General features: G+C 67.2%; 14 protein-coding genes. 7 read left to right on the top strand and 7 right to left on the bottom strand.

Features of this window, described 5'->3' with window-relative positions; all coding sequences use genetic code 11:
• Positions 1-76 precede the first annotated feature (76 nt).
• The 4 genes from JW897_RS06045 (at position 77) to JW897_RS06030 (ending at position 8,845) form a co-directional block, all read left to right on the top strand.
• A complete protein-coding gene (locus JW897_RS06045) occupies positions 77-4,954 on the top strand; it encodes a PAS domain S-box protein (RefSeq protein ID WP_205465488.1) in 4,878 nt (1,625 codons plus the stop codon).
• Entirely contained in the window at positions 4,951-7,050 is a 2,100-nt protein-coding gene (locus JW897_RS06040) for a putative bifunctional diguanylate cyclase/phosphodiesterase (RefSeq protein WP_205465487.1), read from the top strand. The genes JW897_RS06045 and JW897_RS06040 overlap by 4 nt, the downstream gene beginning before the upstream one ends.
• 163 nt (positions 7,051-7,213) lie before the next feature.
• Positions 7,214-8,278, top strand: coding sequence for a beta-N-acetylglucosaminidase domain-containing protein (locus JW897_RS06035; protein ID WP_205465486.1), 1,065 nt, complete (start codon positions 7,214-7,216; stop codon positions 8,276-8,278).
• A 153-nt stretch (positions 8,279-8,431) separates the two neighbouring features.
• Complete coding sequence (locus JW897_RS06030; RefSeq protein WP_205465485.1) at positions 8,432-8,845, top strand: acid-shock protein; 414 nt, start codon at positions 8,432-8,434, stop codon at positions 8,843-8,845.
• A 214-nt stretch (positions 8,846-9,059) separates the two neighbouring features.
• On the opposite strand, the gene JW897_RS06025 is transcribed toward JW897_RS06030, so the two are convergent.
• The 3 genes from JW897_RS06025 to JW897_RS06015 form a co-directional block, all read right to left on the bottom strand.
• Entirely contained in the window at positions 9,060-9,494 is a 435-nt protein-coding gene (locus JW897_RS06025) for a hypothetical protein (protein ID WP_048413833.1), read from the bottom strand.
• A gap of 451 nt (positions 9,495-9,945) precedes the next feature.
• Positions 9,946-13,794 carry an EAL domain-containing protein gene (locus tag JW897_RS06020; RefSeq protein WP_205465484.1) on the bottom strand — a complete coding sequence of 1,283 codons (3,849 nt, stop codon included), beginning with the start codon at positions 13,792-13,794 and terminating at the stop codon, positions 9,946-9,948.
• A gap of 496 nt (positions 13,795-14,290) precedes the next feature.
• Positions 14,291-15,049, bottom strand: coding sequence for an SDR family NAD(P)-dependent oxidoreductase (locus JW897_RS06015; RefSeq protein ID WP_205465483.1), 759 nt, complete (start codon positions 15,047-15,049; stop codon positions 14,291-14,293).
• A gap of 128 nt (positions 15,050-15,177) precedes the next feature.
• Between JW897_RS06015 and JW897_RS06010 the strand changes: the two genes are divergently transcribed.
• A complete protein-coding gene (locus JW897_RS06010; RefSeq protein ID WP_048413883.1) occupies positions 15,178-16,077 on the top strand; it encodes a LysR family transcriptional regulator in 900 nt (299 codons plus the stop codon).
• An 83-nt stretch (positions 16,078-16,160) separates the two neighbouring features.
• Positions 16,161-17,078, top strand: coding sequence for a bestrophin family protein (locus JW897_RS06005; protein WP_048413831.1), 918 nt, complete (start codon positions 16,161-16,163; stop codon positions 17,076-17,078).
• A 23-nt stretch (positions 17,079-17,101) separates the two neighbouring features.
• Here JW897_RS06005 and JW897_RS06000 read toward each other — a convergent pair whose 3' ends face one another.
• The 4 genes from JW897_RS06000 to JW897_RS05985 form a co-directional block, all read right to left on the bottom strand.
• Positions 17,102-17,674 (bottom strand): cysteine hydrolase family protein, encoded by a 573-nt coding sequence (locus JW897_RS06000; RefSeq protein ID WP_205465482.1) that lies wholly within the window; start codon positions 17,672-17,674, stop codon positions 17,102-17,104.
• A gap of 25 nt (positions 17,675-17,699) precedes the next feature.
• Positions 17,700-18,158, bottom strand: coding sequence for a MarR family winged helix-turn-helix transcriptional regulator (locus JW897_RS05995; protein ID WP_205465481.1), 459 nt, complete (start codon positions 18,156-18,158; stop codon positions 17,700-17,702).
• Positions 18,159-18,265: 107 nt separating this feature from the next.
• The gene (locus JW897_RS05990; protein ID WP_205465480.1) at positions 18,266-18,676 is read right to left on the bottom strand and encodes a VOC family protein; all 411 of its coding nucleotides are present in this window, start codon (positions 18,674-18,676) and stop codon (positions 18,266-18,268) included.
• A 41-nt stretch (positions 18,677-18,717) separates the two neighbouring features.
• Entirely contained in the window at positions 18,718-19,041 is a 324-nt protein-coding gene (locus JW897_RS05985) for a thioredoxin family protein (protein WP_048413827.1), read from the bottom strand.
• 149 nt (positions 19,042-19,190) lie between these two features.
• Between JW897_RS05985 and JW897_RS05980 the strand changes: the two genes are divergently transcribed.
• Positions 19,191-19,550 (top strand): translation initiation factor Sui1, encoded by a 360-nt coding sequence (locus JW897_RS05980; protein ID WP_048413826.1) that lies wholly within the window; start codon positions 19,191-19,193, stop codon positions 19,548-19,550.
• Positions 19,551-19,615: the final 65 nt, after the last annotated feature.

Below are 19,615 nucleotides of genomic sequence, written 5' to 3'. Positions count from 1 at the left end.
GGTTTGTCCGGCGGAATGGCGTGGTCTATCGTGAGAACAGACAAAACCAAGCCAGCTTTCGAGTCGAGGCCGAGAATTGACGGATTGTAAACAAGGGGCGCGGGGCTGGCGTTTCCAGGCCTTCCTCGCCGCCGTTCCATGGCGCGCGTGCGGGGTGGGGCTCTTGGTGCCCTTGCTGGCCATGTCCGCGCAATGGCTGTTGTGGGACTGGGTCCGCCCTTACGCCTGGTTCCTGTTCTATCCCGCCGTCTTCATCGCCGCCGCGCTGGGCGGGCTGGCCGGCGGCCTGGTCGCCACCGCCGTGTCGGTGCCGCTGGTCTGGTATCTGTTCATCCCCCCGCAGTGGAGTTTCGCCATAACCCGGCCGCCGGACGCCGTCTCCATCGTCCTGTTCGCCTTGTGCGGCTTGATTTTGAGCCTGTTCAGCCAACGCCTGATCAACCGCCGCTCGCGCTGGGCCGAGAACGAACTGACGCGCCAGCAGGCCTTGTTGCGCGCCATCATCGACAACTCCACTGCGGTGATCTTCGTCAAGGACGTGGACGGCCGCTATCTGCTGGTCAATCAACGTTATCCGGATTTATTCCATATCAGCGCGGAAGCCATGCGCGGCCTGCGCGACGAAGACCTGTTCCCGCCCGAGGTGGTGGCCAATTTGCGTTGCGCCGATATGGAGGTGCTGAACAGCGGCCAGGCGCGCGAATACGAGGAAACCGTGCCGCAGGACGACGGCCCGCACACTTATCTGGTGTACAAGTTTCCCTTGTGCGACGCGACGGGGAGCGTCTACGCGGTGTGCGGCATCGCTTCCGACATCAGCGCGCGCAAGCGCGCCGAAGCGGAGCAGAGGCAGCGCGAGGAGCTGCTGCAGGAAATGAGCGCCATCGCCCGGGTGGGCGGGTGGTGGTTCGATCCGGCCAGCGGCCGCGGCGGCTGCACGTCCGAAGTGGCGCGCATCCACGGCCTGCCGGACGACGCGCCGGTGAACGTGGGCGCGGATTCCAGCTTTTACCGCGGCGACGACCGGCGGCGCATCGAAGAGGCCATGCGCCGGGCGCGGGAGGAGGCCGAGCCCTACGACCTGGAACTGAGCCTGTTCAGCGCCGGCGGCCGGCGCAAATGGGTGCGCGTGTCCGGCAGGCCGGTGCTGGCCGGGGCCGAGGTGCTGTCGGTGCGCGGCGCGATGCAGGACATCTCCGACCGCAAGGCGATGGAGAACGCCCTGCTGGAGAGCGAGGAAAGGCTGACGCTGTTCATCGAGCACGCGCCGGCGGCGCTGGCGATGTTCGATGGCGACATGCGCTATCTGGCCGCCAGCCGGCGTTGGCTGGAAGATTACGGCCTGGACGGCCAGACCATCATCGGCCGGTCTCACTACGAGGTGTTTCCGGAAATTTCGGCCGCCTGGCGGGAGGTGCATCGGCGGGCGCTCGCCGGGGAGGTGATACGCGCGGAGGAAGACCGCTTTCTGCGCCAGGACGGCGCGGCGCAGTGGCTGTGCTGGGAAGCGCGGCCATGGCATGCGCGCGACGGCTTCATCGGCGGCATCGTGATCTTCACCGAGGACATCACCGTCCGCAAATCGATGGAGGAAGAGCGCCACCGGCTGGCGGAGGCCCTGGACCAGTCGGCGCAACCGGTGGTGATGACCGACGCGGCCAAGAGCATCCTCTACGCCAACGCCGCCTTCGGCGAGCTGATGGGGTATTCGATGAACGAGCTGTTGGGCTCGTCCATCTCCCGTTTCATCCCGGACGATCCGGTCAAACGAGCGGAGCGGGCGGCGCTGGAGCGGCAGGTGGTGGAGCAAGGGCGCTGGAGCGGCGAACTGGCCCGCGTCGCCAGCAACGGCGAAATCATCCCGGTCTACGCCTCCGTCACCGCCATGCACGATCTGTCCGGGGCCTTCTGCGGCTTCTTCGGCACGTACAACGATTTGCGGCCGCTGCGCGAAAAAACCCAGGCGCTGGCCAGCGCCGAGGCGCGCTACCGCAGCGTGCTGGACCACGCCGCCGACGCGGTGTTGGTGGCGGACGCGGAAGGGCGCTATCAGTACGCCAATCTGCAGGCCCGTCAACTGCTGGGCTACGAGGAGCCGGAAATCCTGGCGATGCGGGTGGGCGACTTCAGCGCCGACTCCGCGGCGGAGGACGCGCAGGCGCTGTTCCGGCGGCTGCTGTCCAATGAGCAATTGAGCGCCGAGATGCTGGTGCGCCGCAAGGACGGCGCCGAGGTGCCGGTGGAACTGAACGCGATCCGGCTGCCGGACGGCGGCGTCTACGGCGCTTTCCGCGACATCACCCTGAGGCGGCAGGCGGCGGAGCGGATACGCCAGCTGTCGATGGCGGTGGAGCAGAGCCCGGAGAGCGTGGTCATCACCGATCTGGACACGCGGATCGAATACGTCAACGAAGCCTTTGTCCGCAATACCGGCTACAGCCGGGAAGAGGTGATGGGACAGACGCCCAATCTGCTCAAGTCCGGCCTGACCCCGGCGGAAACCTACGCCGAGCTTTGGGACGCGCTGCAAGCCGGCAAGGCGTGGAAGGGCGAGCTGTTCAACCGGCGCAAGGACGGCAGCGACTATGTCGACTTCGCCCATATTTCGCCTATCCGCCAGCCGGACGGCAAGATCAGCCACTATCTGTCCCTGCAGGAGGACATCAGCGAGAAAAAGCGCCTGGGCCTGGAACTGGACCAGCATCGCCATCACCTGGAGGAACTGGTGGCGGTGCGCACCGCCGAGGTGAGCGCCACCAGCGCCAAGCTGCAAACCACCCAGTTCGCCATGGACAGCGTGGGCATAGGCATACACTGGGTGGACGCCGCCAGCGGGCGGCTGATCTACGTCAACCGCTACGCGGCGCAGCTGCTGGACTACGGCGTGGAGGAGATGCTGCGCCTGAACGTGTCCGACATCGTGCCCGACACCACGCCCGAGGTTTACGCGCGCACCGTGGAGCGGCTGCGGCGGCAAAGCCGGGCGCAGTTCGAAACCCAGCAACGGACCCGGGACGGCCGGCTGGTGGCGGTGGAAATGATTTTGTATTACTTGCCGGACCAGCCCGGGGACTCGGACAAGATCATCGGCTTCGTCACCGACATCACCCGGCGCAAGGAAACCGAGCAGGCCCTGGTGCGCGCCAAGGAGGACGCGGAGGCGGCCAATCTGGCCAAGAGCGCCTTCGTCGCCAATATGAGCCATGAAATCCGCACGCCCTTGAACGCCATCATCGGTTTCACCCATTTGCTGATGCGCACCCAGCCGCGGCCGGAGCAGCAGGCCAAGCTGGAAAAGGTGCTGGCGGCCAGCGGCCATCTGCTCACCATCATCAACGACATCCTGGACCTGTCCAAGATCGAGGCCGGCAAGCTGTCGCTGGAGCGGACCGATTTCTCGATCGGCGCGCTGTTCGAGCATGTGGGTTCGCTGATCGACGAACCGGCCCAGGCCAAGGGCTTGCGCGTGGAGATCGATTACGCCGGCGTGCCGCCCTGCCTGCGCGGCGACCCCACCCGGTTGCGCCAGGCCTTGCTCAACTACGCCGGCAACGCGGTCAAGTTCACCGAGCAGGGGACGGTGACCCTGAGCGCCCGGCTGTTGCGCAGCGAGGGCGAGCGCCTGCTGCTGCGCTTCGAGGTGCGCGACACCGGCATCGGCATTCCCGCCGACAAGCTGGCCGGCCTGTTCCAGGCCTTTCAGCAGGCGGACGACTCCACCACCCGCAAATACGGCGGCACCGGCCTGGGGCTGGCGATCACCCAGCGCCTGGCCGCGCTGATGGGCGGCGAGGTGGGCGTGGCCAGCCGGGAAGGGAGCGGCAGTACGTTTTGGCTGACCGCCTGGCTGACGCGGGGGGAGAGCGTCGCCGCCGAGCCGGCCGGCGCGGCGCCGGACGAGGTCGAAGCCGAACTGCTGCAGCGCGCCGACGCGCGGGTGCTGGTGGTGGAGGACGACGTGATCAATCAGGAAGTGGCGCTCTGGCTGCTGGGCAGCGTCGGCCTGAGGGCCGAACTGGCGAGAAACGGCCGCGAGGCCGTGGAGTGCGCGGCGGCGGGACGCTACGACCTGGTGCTGATGGATGTGCAGATGCCGGAGCTGGACGGCCTGGAGGCGACGCGCCGGATCCGGGCCCTGCCGGGCTGGGAGCGGACTCCTATCCTGGGCATGACCGCCAACGCCTTCGACGAAGATCGCCAGCGCTGTCTGGAGGCCGGCATGAACGATTTCGTGGCCAAGCCGGTGGACCCGGAGCAGCTGTTCGGCTTGCTGCTGAAATGGCTGTCGTCGGGGGGCGGATCCGGGAGGGCCCGCGCCGAGGCGGCGCCGGACGGCGGGCGGCGCGCGCTGTTGATGAGCCTGCCCGGCGTGGACTTGGAAGCCGGCCTGCGCACCGTCGGCGACGATCTGGAGCGTTTTGAGCGCTTGCTGCGCAAATTCGCGGGCATCCATCGCGACGACGTGGCCAGGCTGGAGAGCCTGGCGCGCGCCGATGCGGGCGAAGAGGCGTGCCGCCTCGCCCATTCGCTGAAAGGGGCCGCCGCGTCCTTGGGCCTGGTCCGCGTCCAGGCCGAGGCCGCCGAACTGGAAACGGCCTTGAGGCAGGGGCTGCCCGGGGACGCGATGCCGGCGCGCGCCGAGACGCTGGGCCGGGAACTGGCGGCCCTGTGCGCGGCGCTGGACGCGCTGCCGGAGGCGGAGAACCGGAGCGGGCCGCCGCCGCTGGAGGCGGCCTCGCGCGCGCAGTTGCAGGAATTGGAGAGCTTGCTGGCGGCGGACGATCCCCGCGCCGAACAGCAATTCCTGTCCTTGCTGCCGGCCTTGCGCGCCCAACTGGACGCCGCCGAACTGGCCGAACTGGAGCGGCGGATCGAGGCTTTCGATTTCCCCGCCGCGCTCGCGCAGCTGCGCAAGCTGAGCGTCCGGCACGGCCTGGCGCGGGAGCCGCGATGAACGCCCCGCGCGTCGGCGAACGGGTGATCCTGGTGGTGGACGACAGCCCCGACGTGTTGCGGGTGCTGGGGGAGCTGCTGACGCCGCTGTACCGGGTGCGCGTCGCCACCTCGGGCCGGCGCGCCCTGCGCATGGCGGCGCAGTCGCCGGCGCCGGACCTGATCCTGCTGGACGTGATGATGCCGGAGCAGGACGGCTATATGGTGTTGAGCCTGTTGCGGAGCCGCCCGGCTTGCCGCGACATTCCGGTGATCTTTCTCACCGCCCTGGACGCGCCCGGCGACGAGGAAAGAGGCCTGGAACTGGGCGCGGTCGACTACATCGCCAAGCCGGTGCGGCCGGCGGTGGTGCTGGCGCGGGTGCAGACCCAACTGGAACTGAAGGCGGCGCGCGACGCGCTGCGCGACCGCAACGCGCGGCTGGAGGCTGAAGTGGCGCGGCGCGCGGCGGAAAACGAACTGATTTTGAACTCGGCGGCGGAGGGCATCTTCGGCGTCGGCGTCGACGGCGCGATCAATTTCATCAACCCCGCCGCCGCCGCGATGCTGGGCTACCGCCCGGAGGAATTGCTGGGGCAAAGCGCCAGCTTCTGCCTGTTCCGCGGCGACGGCGACGGCCCGGGCGCCGTCATGCCGCCGCCGGGCGGCGAAGCGCGCGACCGAGAAGGGGCTTTCCGCCGCAAGGACGGCGACGCGCTGCCGGTGGCCTTCTCCGCGGTGCCGATGCGCAACGCCGGTTTGCAGCTGGGGGCGGTGGTGAGCTTCACCGACATCCGGGAGCGGCAGCGCTACATCCGGCAACTGGAGCGGCAGTCCAATTTCGACGACCTGACCGGGCTGCCCAACCGCAATCTGCTGCGCGACCGGCTGGACCACGCGTTGCACCACTGCCGGCGCGAGGCGGCGGCGCTGGAAGTGGTGGCCCTCAATCTGAACCGCTTCAAAAGCATCAACGACACCCTGGGGCGCGAGGCCGGCGACGAATTGCTGCGGGGGCTGGCGCAGCGGCTGAGCGAGGGCGTGGCGGACGCGGACACCCTGGCGCGGCTGGGCGGCGACGAGTTCATCCTGTTCGGCCGCGGCGAGATGGTCGGCGCCGGCCTGGCCCAGGCGGTGCTCAAGCTGCTGGCCGAGCCGTTCGAGCAGGCCGGGCGCGAAATCTTCCTGTCCTGCAGCATAGGCGTCGCGGTTTACCCCAAGGACGGCGAGAACGGCGACGGCCTGCTGCGCAACGCGCTGGCGGCGGTCTACCAGGCCAAGGGGGTGGGCGGCTGGGGCTTCCGCTACTACGCGGCGGAAATGAACGCGCGCTCGATGGAGTTGCTGGAGCTGGAGAACGATTTGCGCCGCGCGCTGGAGCGCGACGAGCTGGAGCTGCACTACCAGCCGCAACTGCGGCTGGCGGACGGCGCCCTGTTCGGCTGCGAGGCTTTGGCGCGTTGGCGGCATCCGCGCCGCGGCCTGTTGCCGCCCGCGGACTTCATCCCCTTGGCGGAAGCCTGCGGCCTGATCGTGCCCCTGGGCGAGTGGGTGCTGCGCGCCGCCTGCTCCCAGGCGCGCCGTTGGCAGGACGAGGGCCTGCAACCGGTGGTGGTGGCGGTGAACGTGTCCGCGCATCAATTCGCCGCTCAGGACATGGTGGAGCTGACGCGCCGGGTGCTCGGCGAGACCGGCCTGGCGCCGCGCTGGCTGGAACTGGAGCTGACCGAAAGCGTGATGATGAGCGATGTGGAAGCCCTGGTCCTCGCCGCGCGGCGGCTGCGGGAACTGGGCGTCGCGCTGGCCATGGACGACTTCGGCACCGGTTTTTCCTCGCTCGGCTTCCTCAAGCGCCTGGCGCTGGACCGGCTGAAGATAGATCAGTCCTTCGTGAGGGACCTGGATTGGGACCCGGACAGCGTGTCCATCGCCTCGGCCATCATCGCGCTGGCGCGCAGCCTGAAGCTGGCGGTGATCGCCGAAGGCGTGGAAACCGAGAGCCAGCTGGCTTTGCTGCGCGAATGCGGCTGCGAAGAGATACAGGGCTTTCTTTTCCAGCGGCCGCTGCCGGCGGACGCGTTCGCCCGCTTGCTGAGCGAGGGCTGGCCGCGGTTTTGAGCCGCCGGCGGGGGGGCGGCGGCGTTGCCGGCAATGGCATAAACGCGCCGGATTCTCGGCTTTAAATGCAACTTGACGCAGTTTATTGGGTCAATTCATTCATGAAGGCATCATTTTTTCCGATGGCCGGCGCCGCTGCGCCGAAGACGCGGAAGGTTTTCCAATGAACATCCCCTTAGGCATTATCGAAGGCTTTTACGGCAAGCCCTGGACCTGGGCGCAGCGGGAGTTGCTGTCCACCACGCTGGCGGCGCACGGCTACCGTTTCTACCTGTACGCGCCGAAAGCGGACGCGTATTTGCGCCGCCAGTGGCAGCTGGACTACCCGGCTGAGCTGGAGGAGAGGCTGGCGGCCTTCGCCGGCCATTGCCGGCGGCTGGAGGTCGGTTTCGGCATGGGCCTGAGCCCGTACGAGGCGTATCTGGACTTCAACGACGAGGCCCGCCGGGCGCTGGCGCGCAAGCTGGAACAGCTGCAGCGCATCGGCGTCAGCCAGCTGGCCATCCTGTTCGACGACATGCGCGGCGATCTGCCCGATCTGGCGGAGCGCCAGGCGGAGATCGTCGCCTGGGTGCGTCAGCGCTGCGCGGTGGAGCGGCTGCTGGTCTGTCCCAGCTACTATTCCAGCGATCCGGTGCTGGACCGGGTGTTCGGTCAGCGCCCGGTCGGCTATTTGCAGCAACTGGGCCAATGGTTGGCGCCGGACATCGACATTTTCTGGACCGGCGAGGAGGTGTGCTCGCGCGAAATCTCGCCCGGACACCTGCTGCAAGTGGGCAAATGGCTGGGCCGCAAGCCGGTGTTGTGGGACAACTACCCGGTGAACGACGGCCCGCGGATGTCGCAATACCTGCATCTGCGCGGCTTCACCGGCCGGTCCGCGGCCAACGCCGAGCTGCTGGCGGCGCACGGCATCAATCCGGCGCAGCAAGCGGCGCTCAGCCTGATTCCAGCGCTGACGCTGGCGGACAGCTACCGGCTGGGGCCGCGCTATCAATACGGCGCCTCGATGCGCCGCGCCGCCCAGGTGGTGGCCGGCGAGGAACTGGCCGACATGCTGTGGCGGGACCTGCTGACCTTGCAGGACGTGGGCCTGGACCAATTGGGCGAGCGCGCCGCCGAACTGCGCGAGCGCTACGCGGCGCTGGACCACGCCTGCGCGCGCGAAGTCGTGGCTTGGCTGGACGGCGAGTATCGGATCAGCGAGCTCGAGGTGCAGACTCAGTAGCGCGGGCTACGCGGCGTTACACGCTTTTACATCTGACTCACAGACGGGGACGGACCGGGACGCCTAGGATGAGCAGCAAGGAAACACCAAGCCCGGCGTCGCGGCAGCACTGAGCAGACGGACGCCATCCTGACCCGACTGGAGAATGTCATCATGAAAAAACTGAGCCTGATCGTACTGTCCGCCGCTTTCGCCCTGAGCTCCGCCGCCGGCTTCGCCGCCGAAGCCGCCAAGCCGGCTTCCGCTCCGGCCGCCAAGACCGCGCCCGCGGCCAAGAAAGCGCAGCACAAGGCGGTGAAGAAGCACGCCTCCGGCGCGGCGCAGAAAGCCCAGGCCGCCAAGGCCGAAGCCTCCGCCCCGGCCAAGGCCGCCAAGAAGCCGGCGCAGCATAAAAAGCACGCGGTGAAGAAGGCCCACAAGCCGGCGGCATCCGCTCCGGCCCAGAAAGCCCAGGCCGCCAAGGCGGAAGCTTCCGCTCCGGCCAAGGCCGCCAAGAAGCCGGCGCAGCACAAGAAGCACGCCGCCAAGAAAACCCACAAGAAAGCCGCGGCTTCCGCAGCTAAATAAACCGGAAATCGTTAAACCAAAAGGCTTACACTAGGCATAGGCAGCCGGATCACGGTCCGGCTGCATAAAGAGGCCGCGCTGAGCGCGGCCCGAACGGGGACGAGGGGAGGCTGAGGCCTCCCTTTTTTTGCGTCCGCGCAAGCGCCGACAACACCGCGCGGCGTCCCTGAGCCAAGGCGCGCCGACGCCGGATCAGGGATTGGCTTGGCGGTTTTTAGAGAGGCCGTCGCGCTTGCCGCGCCTCCAGCCATGCGCGCAGGGTGCGCGCGTCATGCAGCTGGTGTTGGTTGTCCAGGTGACGGTAGACCTGGACCCGGCGAGCCCCCAGCCACAGCATATGCTCCAAATAATTGAAGAAGCCCATCCAGTGGCCGCGCTGGCTGCGGTCGTCGAAATCGATGTCGCGGGCGACGCGGCTGAGCAGGCCGGTGCCGACGTATTCCGGATTGTCCTTCAACCATTGCAGCAAATGGGCGGCGCATTCGCGGCCGTAAGCGCAGGCGAGAGCGTAGTTTTCGGCGGCGGCGGGCATTTGCCAGTAGTGGGGGTGGTTGCGGGAGGGCAGGTAGCGGACGAAGGGGAGCCGGGTTTCCTGCTGTTCGCGGGCGGCCAGTTTGTAGCGGCGGCGGGGAGGTAGGATGTAAGACATGGCGTTTCTCCTGCTGTGACACAAGATAAACCGCCTGCCGGGGAAGGCTGAGGTATTAGGCAGGCGCGTGGCAGGATTGGCGTACCGGACTTAACTATCAAACCGGCGAGTGCATGGCACTCCCCCACCACGCACCTGCCAAGAGTGCGTAGGCATAGAAAAACTGCTTGCGCAGTGTTCCGTGCAAGCAAATCGATAGTTAAGTAACGGGACGCCAATCCCGTGTGCCGCTTGTTTGGGCGGCAACGGGGGGATTGTTGCCGAGAGCGGGGACGGGGTCAAGGCGGCGCAGCGGGTTGGGCTAGCGTTTATTTGCCGGGGAGATCGTGAACAGGTCCTTAGAGCGGCTAACAAAACTCCTGATGCGGCGTTGCGCCGACTTATCGTACTCAAGTACTGCCCGCGTCGGCGCGCCTTGCCTCAGGCGTAAAACTGATTTTGTTAGCCTCTCTTAGCTGGTCGCCGGCGTGGCGGCGGGCTCTTGGGCGATATTGAGCAGCGGGGCGTAGGGGTCCGGCCGCTCGCGCCAGAAGCGGCGCTCCAGCTCCGCCGCCGGCAGCGGCTTGCTGAACAGATAGCCTTGCAGGGTATCGCAGAACATATAGGTCAGCGCGGTGGCCTGCTCGTCGGTTTCCACGCCCTCGGCCACCACCCTGAGCTGCAGCGAATGGGCCAGCGCGATGATGGCGCCGGTCAGCGTCATCGCGTCCTGGTCGTTCAGCATCGCGCGCACGAAGGACTGGTCGATCTTCAGCTCCTGGGTGGGCAGCTTGGCCAGGTAGGACAGCGAGGAATAGCCGGTGCCGAAGTCGTCGATGGAAATGCCCACCTGCATGTCGCGGATGCGGCGCAGGGTTTCGCCGCAGGTGTCCAGGTTGTCTAGCACCACGGTTTCGGTGATTTCGATGTCTATGCCCGGCACGGCGGCGCCTTCGCTTAAGGCCTGCCGCAGCTGTTCGGAGAAATCGGCCTGGCGCAGTTGCAGCGGGGAGACGTTGACCGCGATGCGCGGCGCCGGATAGCCGGCCTCCAGCCAGCGCAGATGGTCGCGCGCGGCCTGTCGCAGCGCCCAGACGCCCACCTCCAGAATCAGGCCGGTTTCCTCCAGCAAGGGAATGAATTGCGCCGGCGACACCAGGCCGCGTTCCGGGCTCTGCCAGCGCAGCAAGGCCTCCACGCCGACGATCTGCCGCGACACCGCGTCCACTTTTGGCTGGTAGTGCAGCACGAATTCCTGGCGCTCCAGCGCCAGGCGCAGCCGGTTTTCCAGCTCCAGCGTCACCGCGGCGCGTTCGCTCATTTCCTGGCGGTAGAACAGATAGCGCTCATTGGTGCTTTGCGCCAGCTTGAGCGCGGCCTCGGCGTTTTCCAGCAGGCTTTCCGCGTCGGCGCCGTCTTCCGGATGGATGGCGATGCCGAACTTGGCGGAGACGCGCAACTGTTTGTCCAGGATGGCGATGGGCTGGGCGACGCAATGCTCCTGCAATTGCATCACCTGACGCGCGATGTCTTCCTCGCTCTTGACCTCGGGAATGATCAGCGCGAAGCGGTCTATCTTGACGCAGGCCAGCAGCCGGGCTTCCTCGGTGAAGGATTCCAGACGCGCGGCCAGCAGGCGCAGCACCTGGTCGCCGGCCCAGCGGCCGTAGACGTCGTTGATGGATTTGAAGTGTTCGATGTCGAGGAAGACCACCGCCAGGCGGCGATGCTCATGATGGCTGGAGCTGGTTTGCTGCGCCAAGCGCTCGTGGAATAGGCTGCGGTTGGCCAGGCCGGTCAATTCGTCGTAGTAGGACAGGAAATGCAGGCGCTCCTCTTTTTCGATGTGGTCGAGCGCGAAGGCGATGTCGCCGGCCAGCTCGGCCAGCAACTGCATTTCTTCATGGTCGAAGGCGTTGGCTTCACTGGAGCACAGCGCCAGCGAGGCGGCGCGCTGACCGGGCAGCGGCAAGGGCAGGCAGGCCAGCGAGCGTATGCCTTGCGCCAGCAATTGCTCGCGCGCCGAGTAGGGCAGCGGCGCGCCCAGCTGATTGCAGACCACGTTGCCGCCGCTGGCGATGGCGGCGGCGGACAGCTGCAGCAGCGCCTCGGCGTCCGGCGGCGCGTCGGATTGTCCTTGCAGCGCGGCGATGCGGTGCTGGCCGTCGTTCTGGTCCAGCATGCTGATCCAAACCAGTTTGAACGCGCCGCTCTGGGTGGCGATGTGGCAGGCTTCGCGGAACAGCTCCTGGCGGTCGTGGCAGCGCACGATCAGCATATTGATGCCGCTGAGAATGGCGTAGACGCGGTTGAGCCGCTCTATGCGCAGCCGCAGCAAGGAGTGCTGCAAGGTGATGGCCAGCTGTTGGGCGAAGGCGCGCGCGATCTCCAGGTGTTCGAAGCCGTGGTGGGCGACTTCCAGGAAGGCCAGGTTCAAGGAGCCCAGCAATTGCCCTTCCGCCATCAGCGGCAGCCGCAGATAGGCGCGCACGCCGTGGCTGCGCAGCCATTTGACCAGCGCCGGCGGTTGCGCCAGCGTGGTGATGTCGTGCGCGAAGCTGGGCTGGCCGCGCTTGAGTTGTTCCAGGTCGCTCAAGCCATAGCTGGAGAAGGGGAAGCGGCTGTCGATCGGGATCTCGTCCCGGGCGTCGCACTCCAGCGCCAGGAAGATGGTTTCCTCGTGCCTCCAGTCGAACACCGTGGCCGACGCGCCCCAGAACGGCACCAATTGCGCCAGCATGCGCAGCCCCTCCTGCGCGGTTTGCTGCGGGCTGGCGGCGGAGAGCAGGGTCAGGCCCATGTCGCGCAGCGACTCCAGCTGCCGGCTGTGGCGTTGGAGCGCCTGCTCGGTTTTCAGCCGCTGGGTGATGTCGCGCATGATGGCGGTGTAATACTTCTGGCCGCCCACTTCCAGTTGCGACACCGAGGCTTCGGCGTAGAACTCGCTGCCGTCGGCGCGCAGGCCGCGCACGCCGCCGGCCGGGGCCAGGCTGCGGCTGACCGGGCCGTTCTGGCCGAAGCCGCGGATCAGTTGCGCGTGGTCCGGACGCAGCGCCTCCGGCACCAGCATATTGACCGGCTGGCCCAGCACCTGTTCGGCGCGGTAGCCGAAGGCCTGTTCCGCGGCGGGGTTGAACTGGATGATGTTCAGCTCGGCGTCGATGGTGACGATGGCGTCCATCGCGGTGTCGATGATGCCGGCGCGCTGCATCTCGCTGAGGCGGATCGCCGCCTCGTGCGCCTGCAATTGGTCCAGCATCAGATTGAATTGATGCGACACCGCGCGCAATTCCTGCGGCCCCAGCTCCTGCGCCCGCGCGTTCAGGTTGCCGCGGGCCACCGCTTGCGCCGTTTCCGCCAGCTGGCGCGCCGGGCGGGTCAGCCCGCGGCTGAAGCGTTGCGCCAGCCAGCCGCAGAGCAGCAAGGTGACGATGCCGCTGGCCGCGCCCCAGCGCAGGCGGTTGTAGTAGGGCGCGAGCACCTCCTGTTCCGGCAGCGCGGCGAGGATCAGCCAATCCGCCTGGGAGAATTTTCGGTAGGAGTAGAGCCGGGACACGCCGTCGCGGCCGACGCCCAGTTCGAAGCCGGAGGCCTTGGCGCGGATGCGCGCGACGGTGCGCGCGACGTTGATCGAGGTCTTGCCGTGCCAAAGCGCGGGGTCGGGGTAGCGCAGCAAGAAGGCCGCCTGCGGGCTCAGCACCGCGATGGTCAGCTTGCGGTCCAGCGTCGCGGGCAAGACCTGGGCCTGAAACGTCAGCAAGTCCATTTGCAGGCTCAGCAGGCCGACGGCGCGGCCTTGTTCGTCGCGCACCGGGTAGCTGGGCATCATCACCCAGCGTTGAGTGGCGGGTTCCTGCACCGGTTCGCTGAGCATCAGGCCGGGAGCGGCCAGCGCGCGGGCGAACCAGGCGGGGTTGGCGGGCGGCGCCCTGACCGCGGGATTGGGCGAGTAACTGCAGACGTACAGGCCGGCGGCGGTGCTGAGGCTCAGTTGGGTGGCCGAGGGGAAGCTCAGCGCGATGTCGCGGAAAGCGACGGCGCATTCGTCGAAGTCGAAGCGGCGCACCGACGGCCGCCGGCTCAGCTGCGCCAGCACGCGTTCCAGTTCGGTGATTTTGACCGCCAGCGTCTGGTCCACCTGGTCGGTCAGCACGCGGGTTTGTTCCTGGGCGGCGTCGCGCATGTCGCGGGCCGATTCGAAGGCGCCGATGGCGATCAGCACCGCGGCGGGCAGCAGGCAGGCCAGCGCGAACAACAGCAATTGAGCGCGCAGGCCCAAGCCGCGGATGGCGGACGGAATGCGGTTTAGGCCTGCGCGCATGTGGCGGGTGCTTTCCGGGACGGGGGATACTCAAAAACTAGTTCCTGCCGCCTGAGGGGGCAAGCCGCTTCTATGCCAAATGCGTTAAACGTATGGGGGCGGCGAGGGGAAACCCCGGTGAAAGCCCTGTCAGGCAAGGCTTTCATCGGGGCGGAGGTGAAGCTAAGTACTTACACTTAGTGACTGGCGAGGGCCGCTTTAGGCGCTTAGAACCTGTTTACGATCTGCTGCGCGTTGGCGATACGGCGTTGAAAACCCCTTCGAAATGCTCATGTACCGTGTGTACATTCCGCTTTCTCAGCCGTTTTCGCCTTGTCTCGCCTTAGCTCGCGAGATCGTAAACACGTTCTTAGAGCCTGTTCATAATCTGCAGCGCTGCGTGAGACGCCACACGGTGAGTACAGCTTCGAAATGCTCATGTACCACTTGTACATTCCGCTTTCTCAGCTGTTTTCGCCTTGTCTCGCTCTTGCTCGCGAGATTGTAAACACGTTCTTTAGAGGAACATGCCGCCGGAGGCTTCCACCCGCTGGCCGTTGACCCAGGCCGCGCCGTCGCTAAGCAGCGTGGCGATGGCGCCGCCGATGTCGTCGGGCCGGCCGACGCGGCCCAAGGCGGTTTGCGCGGCGATGTGGGCGTTGACCTGCTCGTTGTCGCGCACCAGGCCGCCGCCGAAATCGGTTTCAATCGCGCCGGGGGCGATGACGTTGACCGCGATGCCGCGCGGGCCCAATTCCTTGGCCAGGTAGCGGGTCAGCACTTCCACGCCGCCCTTCATCGCCGCGTAGGCGGCGTAGCCGGGCAGGGCGAAGCGAGTCAGGCCGGTGGAGACGTTGAGGATGCGGCCGCCGTCGGCGATCAGCGGCAGCAGCGTCTGGGTCAGGAAGAACGGACCCTTGAGCTGGATGTTCATCAACTGGTCGAACTGGGCCTCGTTGGTGTCGGCGAAGGCGGCGTGGATGCCGATGCCGGCGTTGTTGACCAAGAAGTCGAAGTCGGCGCGCTGCCATTGTTCGGCCAGCGTCTGGCGCAGCTGGGCGGCGAAGGCGGCGAAGCCGGCGCTCTGGCCGACGTCCAGCGGCAGCGCGGCGGCCTGGCCGCCCAGCGCCCGGATTTCGGCGACCACCGCCTCGGCGTCGGCAGAGCGGCTCTGATAAGTGAGGACCACGTCCACGCCCTGGCGCGCCAGGTGCAGGGCGGCGCTTTTGCCCAGGCCGCGGCTGCCGCCGGTGATGACTGCGATTTTCTTGCTCATAGGAATCTCCTGTAGGGGGCGGGTGCAGGCTTGGACCCGATGAGCTCAGTCTATTGTATGGTTTTTGATGAACAAATATGAATATTTGAATTATAGTGTTCGGATATTAATAACAATTGGCGGCGGGCATGAACAAGCTGGAAGCGATGCAGATTTTTGTCAGGGTGGCGGAGCTGTCCAGCTTCACCCAGGCGGCGGACAGCCTGGGCCTGCCCAAGGCCAGCATCTCGGTGGCGGTCAAGCAGACCGAGGCCTGGCTGGGCACGCGGCTCTTGCACCGGACCACGCGCAAGGTGCAGATGACCCAGGACGGCCAGGCTTTCTACGAGCGCTGCAAGGACGTGCTGGCGGACATGGACGAGTTGCAAAGCCTGTTCCAGCGCGGCGAGGAGGCGCTGAGCGGGCGGCTGCGGGTGGACATGCCCAGCGGCGTGGCGCGTTATCAGGTCTTGCCGCGGCTGGACGAGTTTCTGCAGCGCCACCCGCGGCTGGAGCTGGAACTGAGCAGCACCGACCGCAAGGTGGACATTGTGCGCGAGGGCTTCGACTGCGTGCTGCGGGTGGGCGAACTCAACGACTCCAGCCTGGTGGCGCGGCCGCTGGGGCGCTTCCGCCAGCTCAATTGCGCCAGCCCCGGCTATCTGGCGCGCTACGGCGCGCCGGCCGGGCTGGAAGACCTGGCGCGGCACCGGCTGGTCCACTATGTCTCCACCCTGGGCGCGCGGCCGGCCGGCTGGGAGTGGCGGGACGACAACGGCAGCCATTGGCTGGCCATGGCCGGCAGCGTCATCGTCAACAACGCCGACGCCTACCAGGCCGCTTGCCTGGCCGGCCTGGGCCTGATCCAGGCGCCGGAATCCGGGGTGCGCCATTTGCTGGACAGCGGCGAACTGGTGGAAGTGCTGCCGGACTACCGCGCCGCGCCGATGCCGGTGAGCTTGCTGTACGCGCATCGGCGCAATCTGCCGCGCCGGGCCCAGGCGTTCATGGATTGGCTGGCGGAGGCGCTGGCGCCCCACTTGCTCTGAATCCGGCGCAAACATGGCGGCGCAGGGGCAAGCTGCCCTATCATGGGAGCTGGTCAACCGTTTCACTTCGTCATATTCCCGCCATGATTGTCAGATCCACCTCGTCCTGGCTGCGCCTGTTGTTCGTCTGGCACGGCTCGGTGCTGCCGCGCATCATGCCGCGCCTGCTGCTGGTCTTCGCCATCTCCATCGCCGCCGCCGCCGTGCGCGGCTGGTGGCTGAGCGAGCATGCGGACTCGGCGCTCAGCATTCCCGCCTTCACCCTGATGGGGGTGTCGCTGGCCATTTTCCTGGGCTTTCGCAACTCGGTCAGCTACGAACGTTTCTGGGAGGCGCGCAAGCTGTGGGGCAGCTTGCTGATCGTCAACCGCTCGCTGGCGCGGCAGGTCTTGTCGCTGGCGCCGGAGCACGCGGACGCGCGGCGGCTGATAGACGGCTGTTGCGCCTTCGCCTACGCGCTGAAGGCGCAGTTGCGCGGCGACGACGACGACGCCCATCTGCGCCGGCTGTTGCCGGAGGAGGTGAGGGACAAGGTGTTGGCGGCGCGCTTCAAGCCGGCGCTGATCCTGGCCTGGCTGGGGCAGTTGACCGCGCGCATGCGCGGCGACGGCGCGCTGAACGATATGCAATGGCACGCGCTGGACCGCAATCTGAACTCGCTGTCGGAAGTGCTGGGCGGCTGCGAGCGCATCGCCTCCACGCCCATCCCCTTCACTTACCGGGTGCTGCTCAACCGCACCGTCACCGTGTACAGCCTGCTGCTGCCGGCCGGCCTGGTCACCAGCATAGGCTGGCTGACGCCGGCGATCGCGGTCTTCATCGCCTACACCTATCTGGCCTTGGAAGTGATAGGCGAGGAGCTGGAGGAGCCTTTCGGCAAGGAGGGCAACGATCTGCCGCTGTCCGCGTTGTGCCACGGCATCGAGGCTTCGCTGCGCGAGATGCAGGGCGAGGAAGTGGCGGCTCCGGCGCCGGAGCCGCGCGGCATTTATCTGTATTGAGCCGGTTCAGGCTCGCGAGGCTGTTACAAGGCGGCTAGCTCGTCTAGACGGATGACGCGGGCTATCGTCTCCAGCTGGCGCATCGAAATCCGGTGTTCTTCCTCGCTGGCGGCGGCGCAGCCGTCCTCCAGCACCAGCACCTGGTAGTCGCGGTCGTGGGCGTCGCGCGCGGCGGCCTGCACCGCCCAGGTGCTGCTGACCCCGGCCAGGATCAGGCGCTCGATGCGATGGGCGCGCAGCACCGCTTCCAGAGAGGTGGCGTAAAACGGGCTGACGCGGGGCTTGATCACGATGGCGTCTTCCGGCCGGACGTCCAGTTCCGGATGGAAGGCGGTGCCGGGGCCGGACAGGTCCAGCGCGCCGAATTCATGCGCGCGGCCGAACAGCGGCGAGTCTTTGGGCTGCTCCACGTAGGAGGGCGCGAAGCCCACTTTCACCTGCGCCACCAGCCAGCCGCGGCGGCGCGCTTCGGCGATGGCCTGGTTGGCGGCGGCGATGACGCCGCGCTGGCGCGCGTGTTCGGCGCAGCGGGCGACCTTGCCGCCGTCGACCATGATGTCGTGGATGTAGTCCAAACCGATAAAAGCGGTGTTCATCGCAGAGTTCCCTATGGCGTGTGGGTCAAGGCAGGCGTGCGGCCGGCGTTTCGGCCGCGGCCAGTTCCGCCAGCACCTCGCCGGCGGCGAGCAGCAGTTCCAGCCGCTGCGGCGGCAGCCCGGCCAGCGCGGCGCGCAGCCAGTCGTCCTTGCGCAGGCGGTGAGCCTGCAGGATCTGGCGGCCGGCCTCGCTCAGGCGGACCCGGACCTTGCGGCCGTCTTCGGGGTCGCCGGCGCGCAGAATCAGGCCGCCGGCCTCGAGTTCGCGCAGCAGGCCGGCCAGATTGGAGCTGCGCAGTTTTTCCGCGCGAGCCAGCGCCGACGGAGTCGCGGCGCCGTCGGCGCGTTCGATGCAGGCCAGCAGCGACAGTTGGGCGAACGGCAGTTCGTCGTCCTGGGCCTCCAGGCGCAGCCGGCGGCTCAGGGCCATCAGCTGCAGGCGCAGCCGGGACGCGGCTTCGGGGGTGACGGTAAGGTGCGGCATGCCGCTATTTTAACATAGCTATATGGATATAGATAAATGCGGGCGAAACGGCGCCGCGCCGACGCCCGCGCCGTTTCAGTACCGCGCGCCCGAGAGGGAGCGGAGGTTTAGCCCTGCTTTGGACAGTTGCTCATCCAGCGGATGCCGAAGCGGTCGACCAGCATGCCGAAGCGGGCGCCCCAGAAGGCGTCGTGCAGCGGTTCGTTGATCTGGCCGCCCTGGGCCAGGGCTTCGAAGATCGCCATCTGTTCCGCCTCGCTGTCCAGCATGAAGTTCAGCGTGATGTTTTCGCCGAGGACGGGCGTGCGGCCCGGCATGCCGTCGGAAGCCATGAAATGCACGCCTTCGGCCTTGAACTCCGCGTGCAGAATCTTGTTCTTGGCTTCGTCCGGGCTGGGGAAGTCCGCATCGCCGAAGCGCATCAGCGCGACGATCTCGCCGTTGAAGCATTGGCGGTAGAAGGCCAGCGCCTGTTCGCACTGGCCGTGGAAGTTGATGTAGGGCAGCAGGGTTTTCATCAGGGTGACTCCTGGTGGGTGGGGGAAGAGCCGGAGAGGTTTCAGGGCGGCAGGCATTGCCGCAGCGCGTCGCTGACGGCCGCCGCCGTCGCCGGCCGGGTCAGCCGGGCGACTTCCTGGCCGTGACGCAGGAAAATCAGCGTAGGCCACAGCTTGACGCGGTAGCTGCGTCCCAGGCGGCGGCCCGGCCCGTCTTCGATTTGCAGGTGACGGAGCTCGGGATGCTCCGCCAGGGCTTGTCGAATCAAGGGTTGAGCCGCCTGGCAATGGCCGCACCAGGGCGCGCCGAATTCCAGCACGGTGACGCCGGGCCGGGCATCCAGTTCGGCGCGTTCCGGCGCCGGGTCGCGGTAGAGTTCGTCCATGGTCTGATAGGGGCAAGGGCGGCTTTTAAATATGCCAAAGGATTGGTCGGTTTGCCAGCATCTTGACGGGCTGGCGGGGCGGGCTTGCCAAAGCCGGGCAAAACCGCGACGATGCAGGCCGTTTCCTCAATGGCCCAGGGTTTGAAATCATGAAATCGCGCAATGTTTCCGGCGGCTTGGTGTATTCCACCGAACACGGCCGCATGTGTCCGCAGTGTGGCTGCGCCGTCGCCCAATGCCAATGCGGCAAGCCGGAGACGCCGGCTGGCGACGGCGTGGTGCGGGTGCGCAGGGAAACCAAGGGCCGCAACGGCAAGGCGGTCACCGTGGTCCAGGGCGCGCCGCTGAACGCGCTGGAGTTGGCGCAACTGGGCAAGCAGCTGAAAAACGCCTGCGGCAGCGGCGGCACGGTCAAGGACGGTGTCATCGAGATCCAGGGCGACCACTGCGAGCAGGTGATGGCCGTGCTCAAGCAGCGCGGCTGGACGGTGAAGCGCGCCGGCGGCTAGCCGCCGTTCCCCATCCGCCGCGCTCAGCCATCGCCGACATGAAAAAGCCCGCGGCAAGCCGCGGG

This window comes from Chromobacterium alkanivorans (assembly GCF_016937655.1).
Taxonomy (GTDB): domain Bacteria; phylum Pseudomonadota; class Gammaproteobacteria; order Burkholderiales; family Chromobacteriaceae; genus Chromobacterium; species Chromobacterium alkanivorans.
The sequence above is the reverse complement of the archived record's forward strand: the minus strand, read 5'-3'. Positions and strand labels throughout refer to the sequence as shown.

Bases quoted from the DNA above. Each gene is read 5' to 3' on its own strand.
- JW897_RS06040 (WP_205465487.1), top strand. From the start codon at position 4,951: ATGAACGCCCCGCGCGTCGGCGAACGGGTGATCCTGGTGGTGGACGAC.
- JW897_RS06035 (WP_205465486.1), top strand. From the start codon at position 7,214: ATGAACATCCCCTTAGGCATTATCGAAGGCTTTTACGGCAAGCCCTGG.
- JW897_RS06030 (WP_205465485.1), top strand. From the start codon at position 8,432: ATGAAAAAACTGAGCCTGATCGTACTGTCCGCCGCTTTCGCCCTGAGC.
- JW897_RS06025 (WP_048413833.1), bottom strand. From the start codon at position 9,494: ATGTCTTACATCCTACCTCCCCGCCGCCGCTACAAACTGGCCGCCCGC.
- JW897_RS06020 (WP_205465484.1), bottom strand. From the start codon at position 13,794: ATGCGCGCAGGCCTAAACCGCATTCCGTCCGCCATCCGCGGCTTGGGC.
- JW897_RS06015 (WP_205465483.1), bottom strand. From the start codon at position 15,049: ATGAGCAAGAAAATCGCAGTCATCACCGGCGGCAGCCGCGGCCTGGGC.
- JW897_RS06010 (WP_048413883.1), top strand. From the start codon at position 15,178: ATGAACAAGCTGGAAGCGATGCAGATTTTTGTCAGGGTGGCGGAGCTG.
- JW897_RS06005 (WP_048413831.1), top strand. From the start codon at position 16,161: ATGATTGTCAGATCCACCTCGTCCTGGCTGCGCCTGTTGTTCGTCTGG.
- JW897_RS06000 (WP_205465482.1), bottom strand. From the start codon at position 17,674: ATGAACACCGCTTTTATCGGTTTGGACTACATCCACGACATCATGGTC.
- JW897_RS05995 (WP_205465481.1), bottom strand. From the start codon at position 18,158: ATGCCGCACCTTACCGTCACCCCCGAAGCCGCGTCCCGGCTGCGCCTG.
- JW897_RS05990 (WP_205465480.1), bottom strand. From the start codon at position 18,676: ATGAAAACCCTGCTGCCCTACATCAACTTCCACGGCCAGTGCGAACAG.
- JW897_RS05985 (WP_048413827.1), bottom strand. From the start codon at position 19,041: ATGGACGAACTCTACCGCGACCCGGCGCCGGAACGCGCCGAACTGGAT.
- JW897_RS05980 (WP_048413826.1), top strand. From the start codon at position 19,191: ATGAAATCGCGCAATGTTTCCGGCGGCTTGGTGTATTCCACCGAACAC.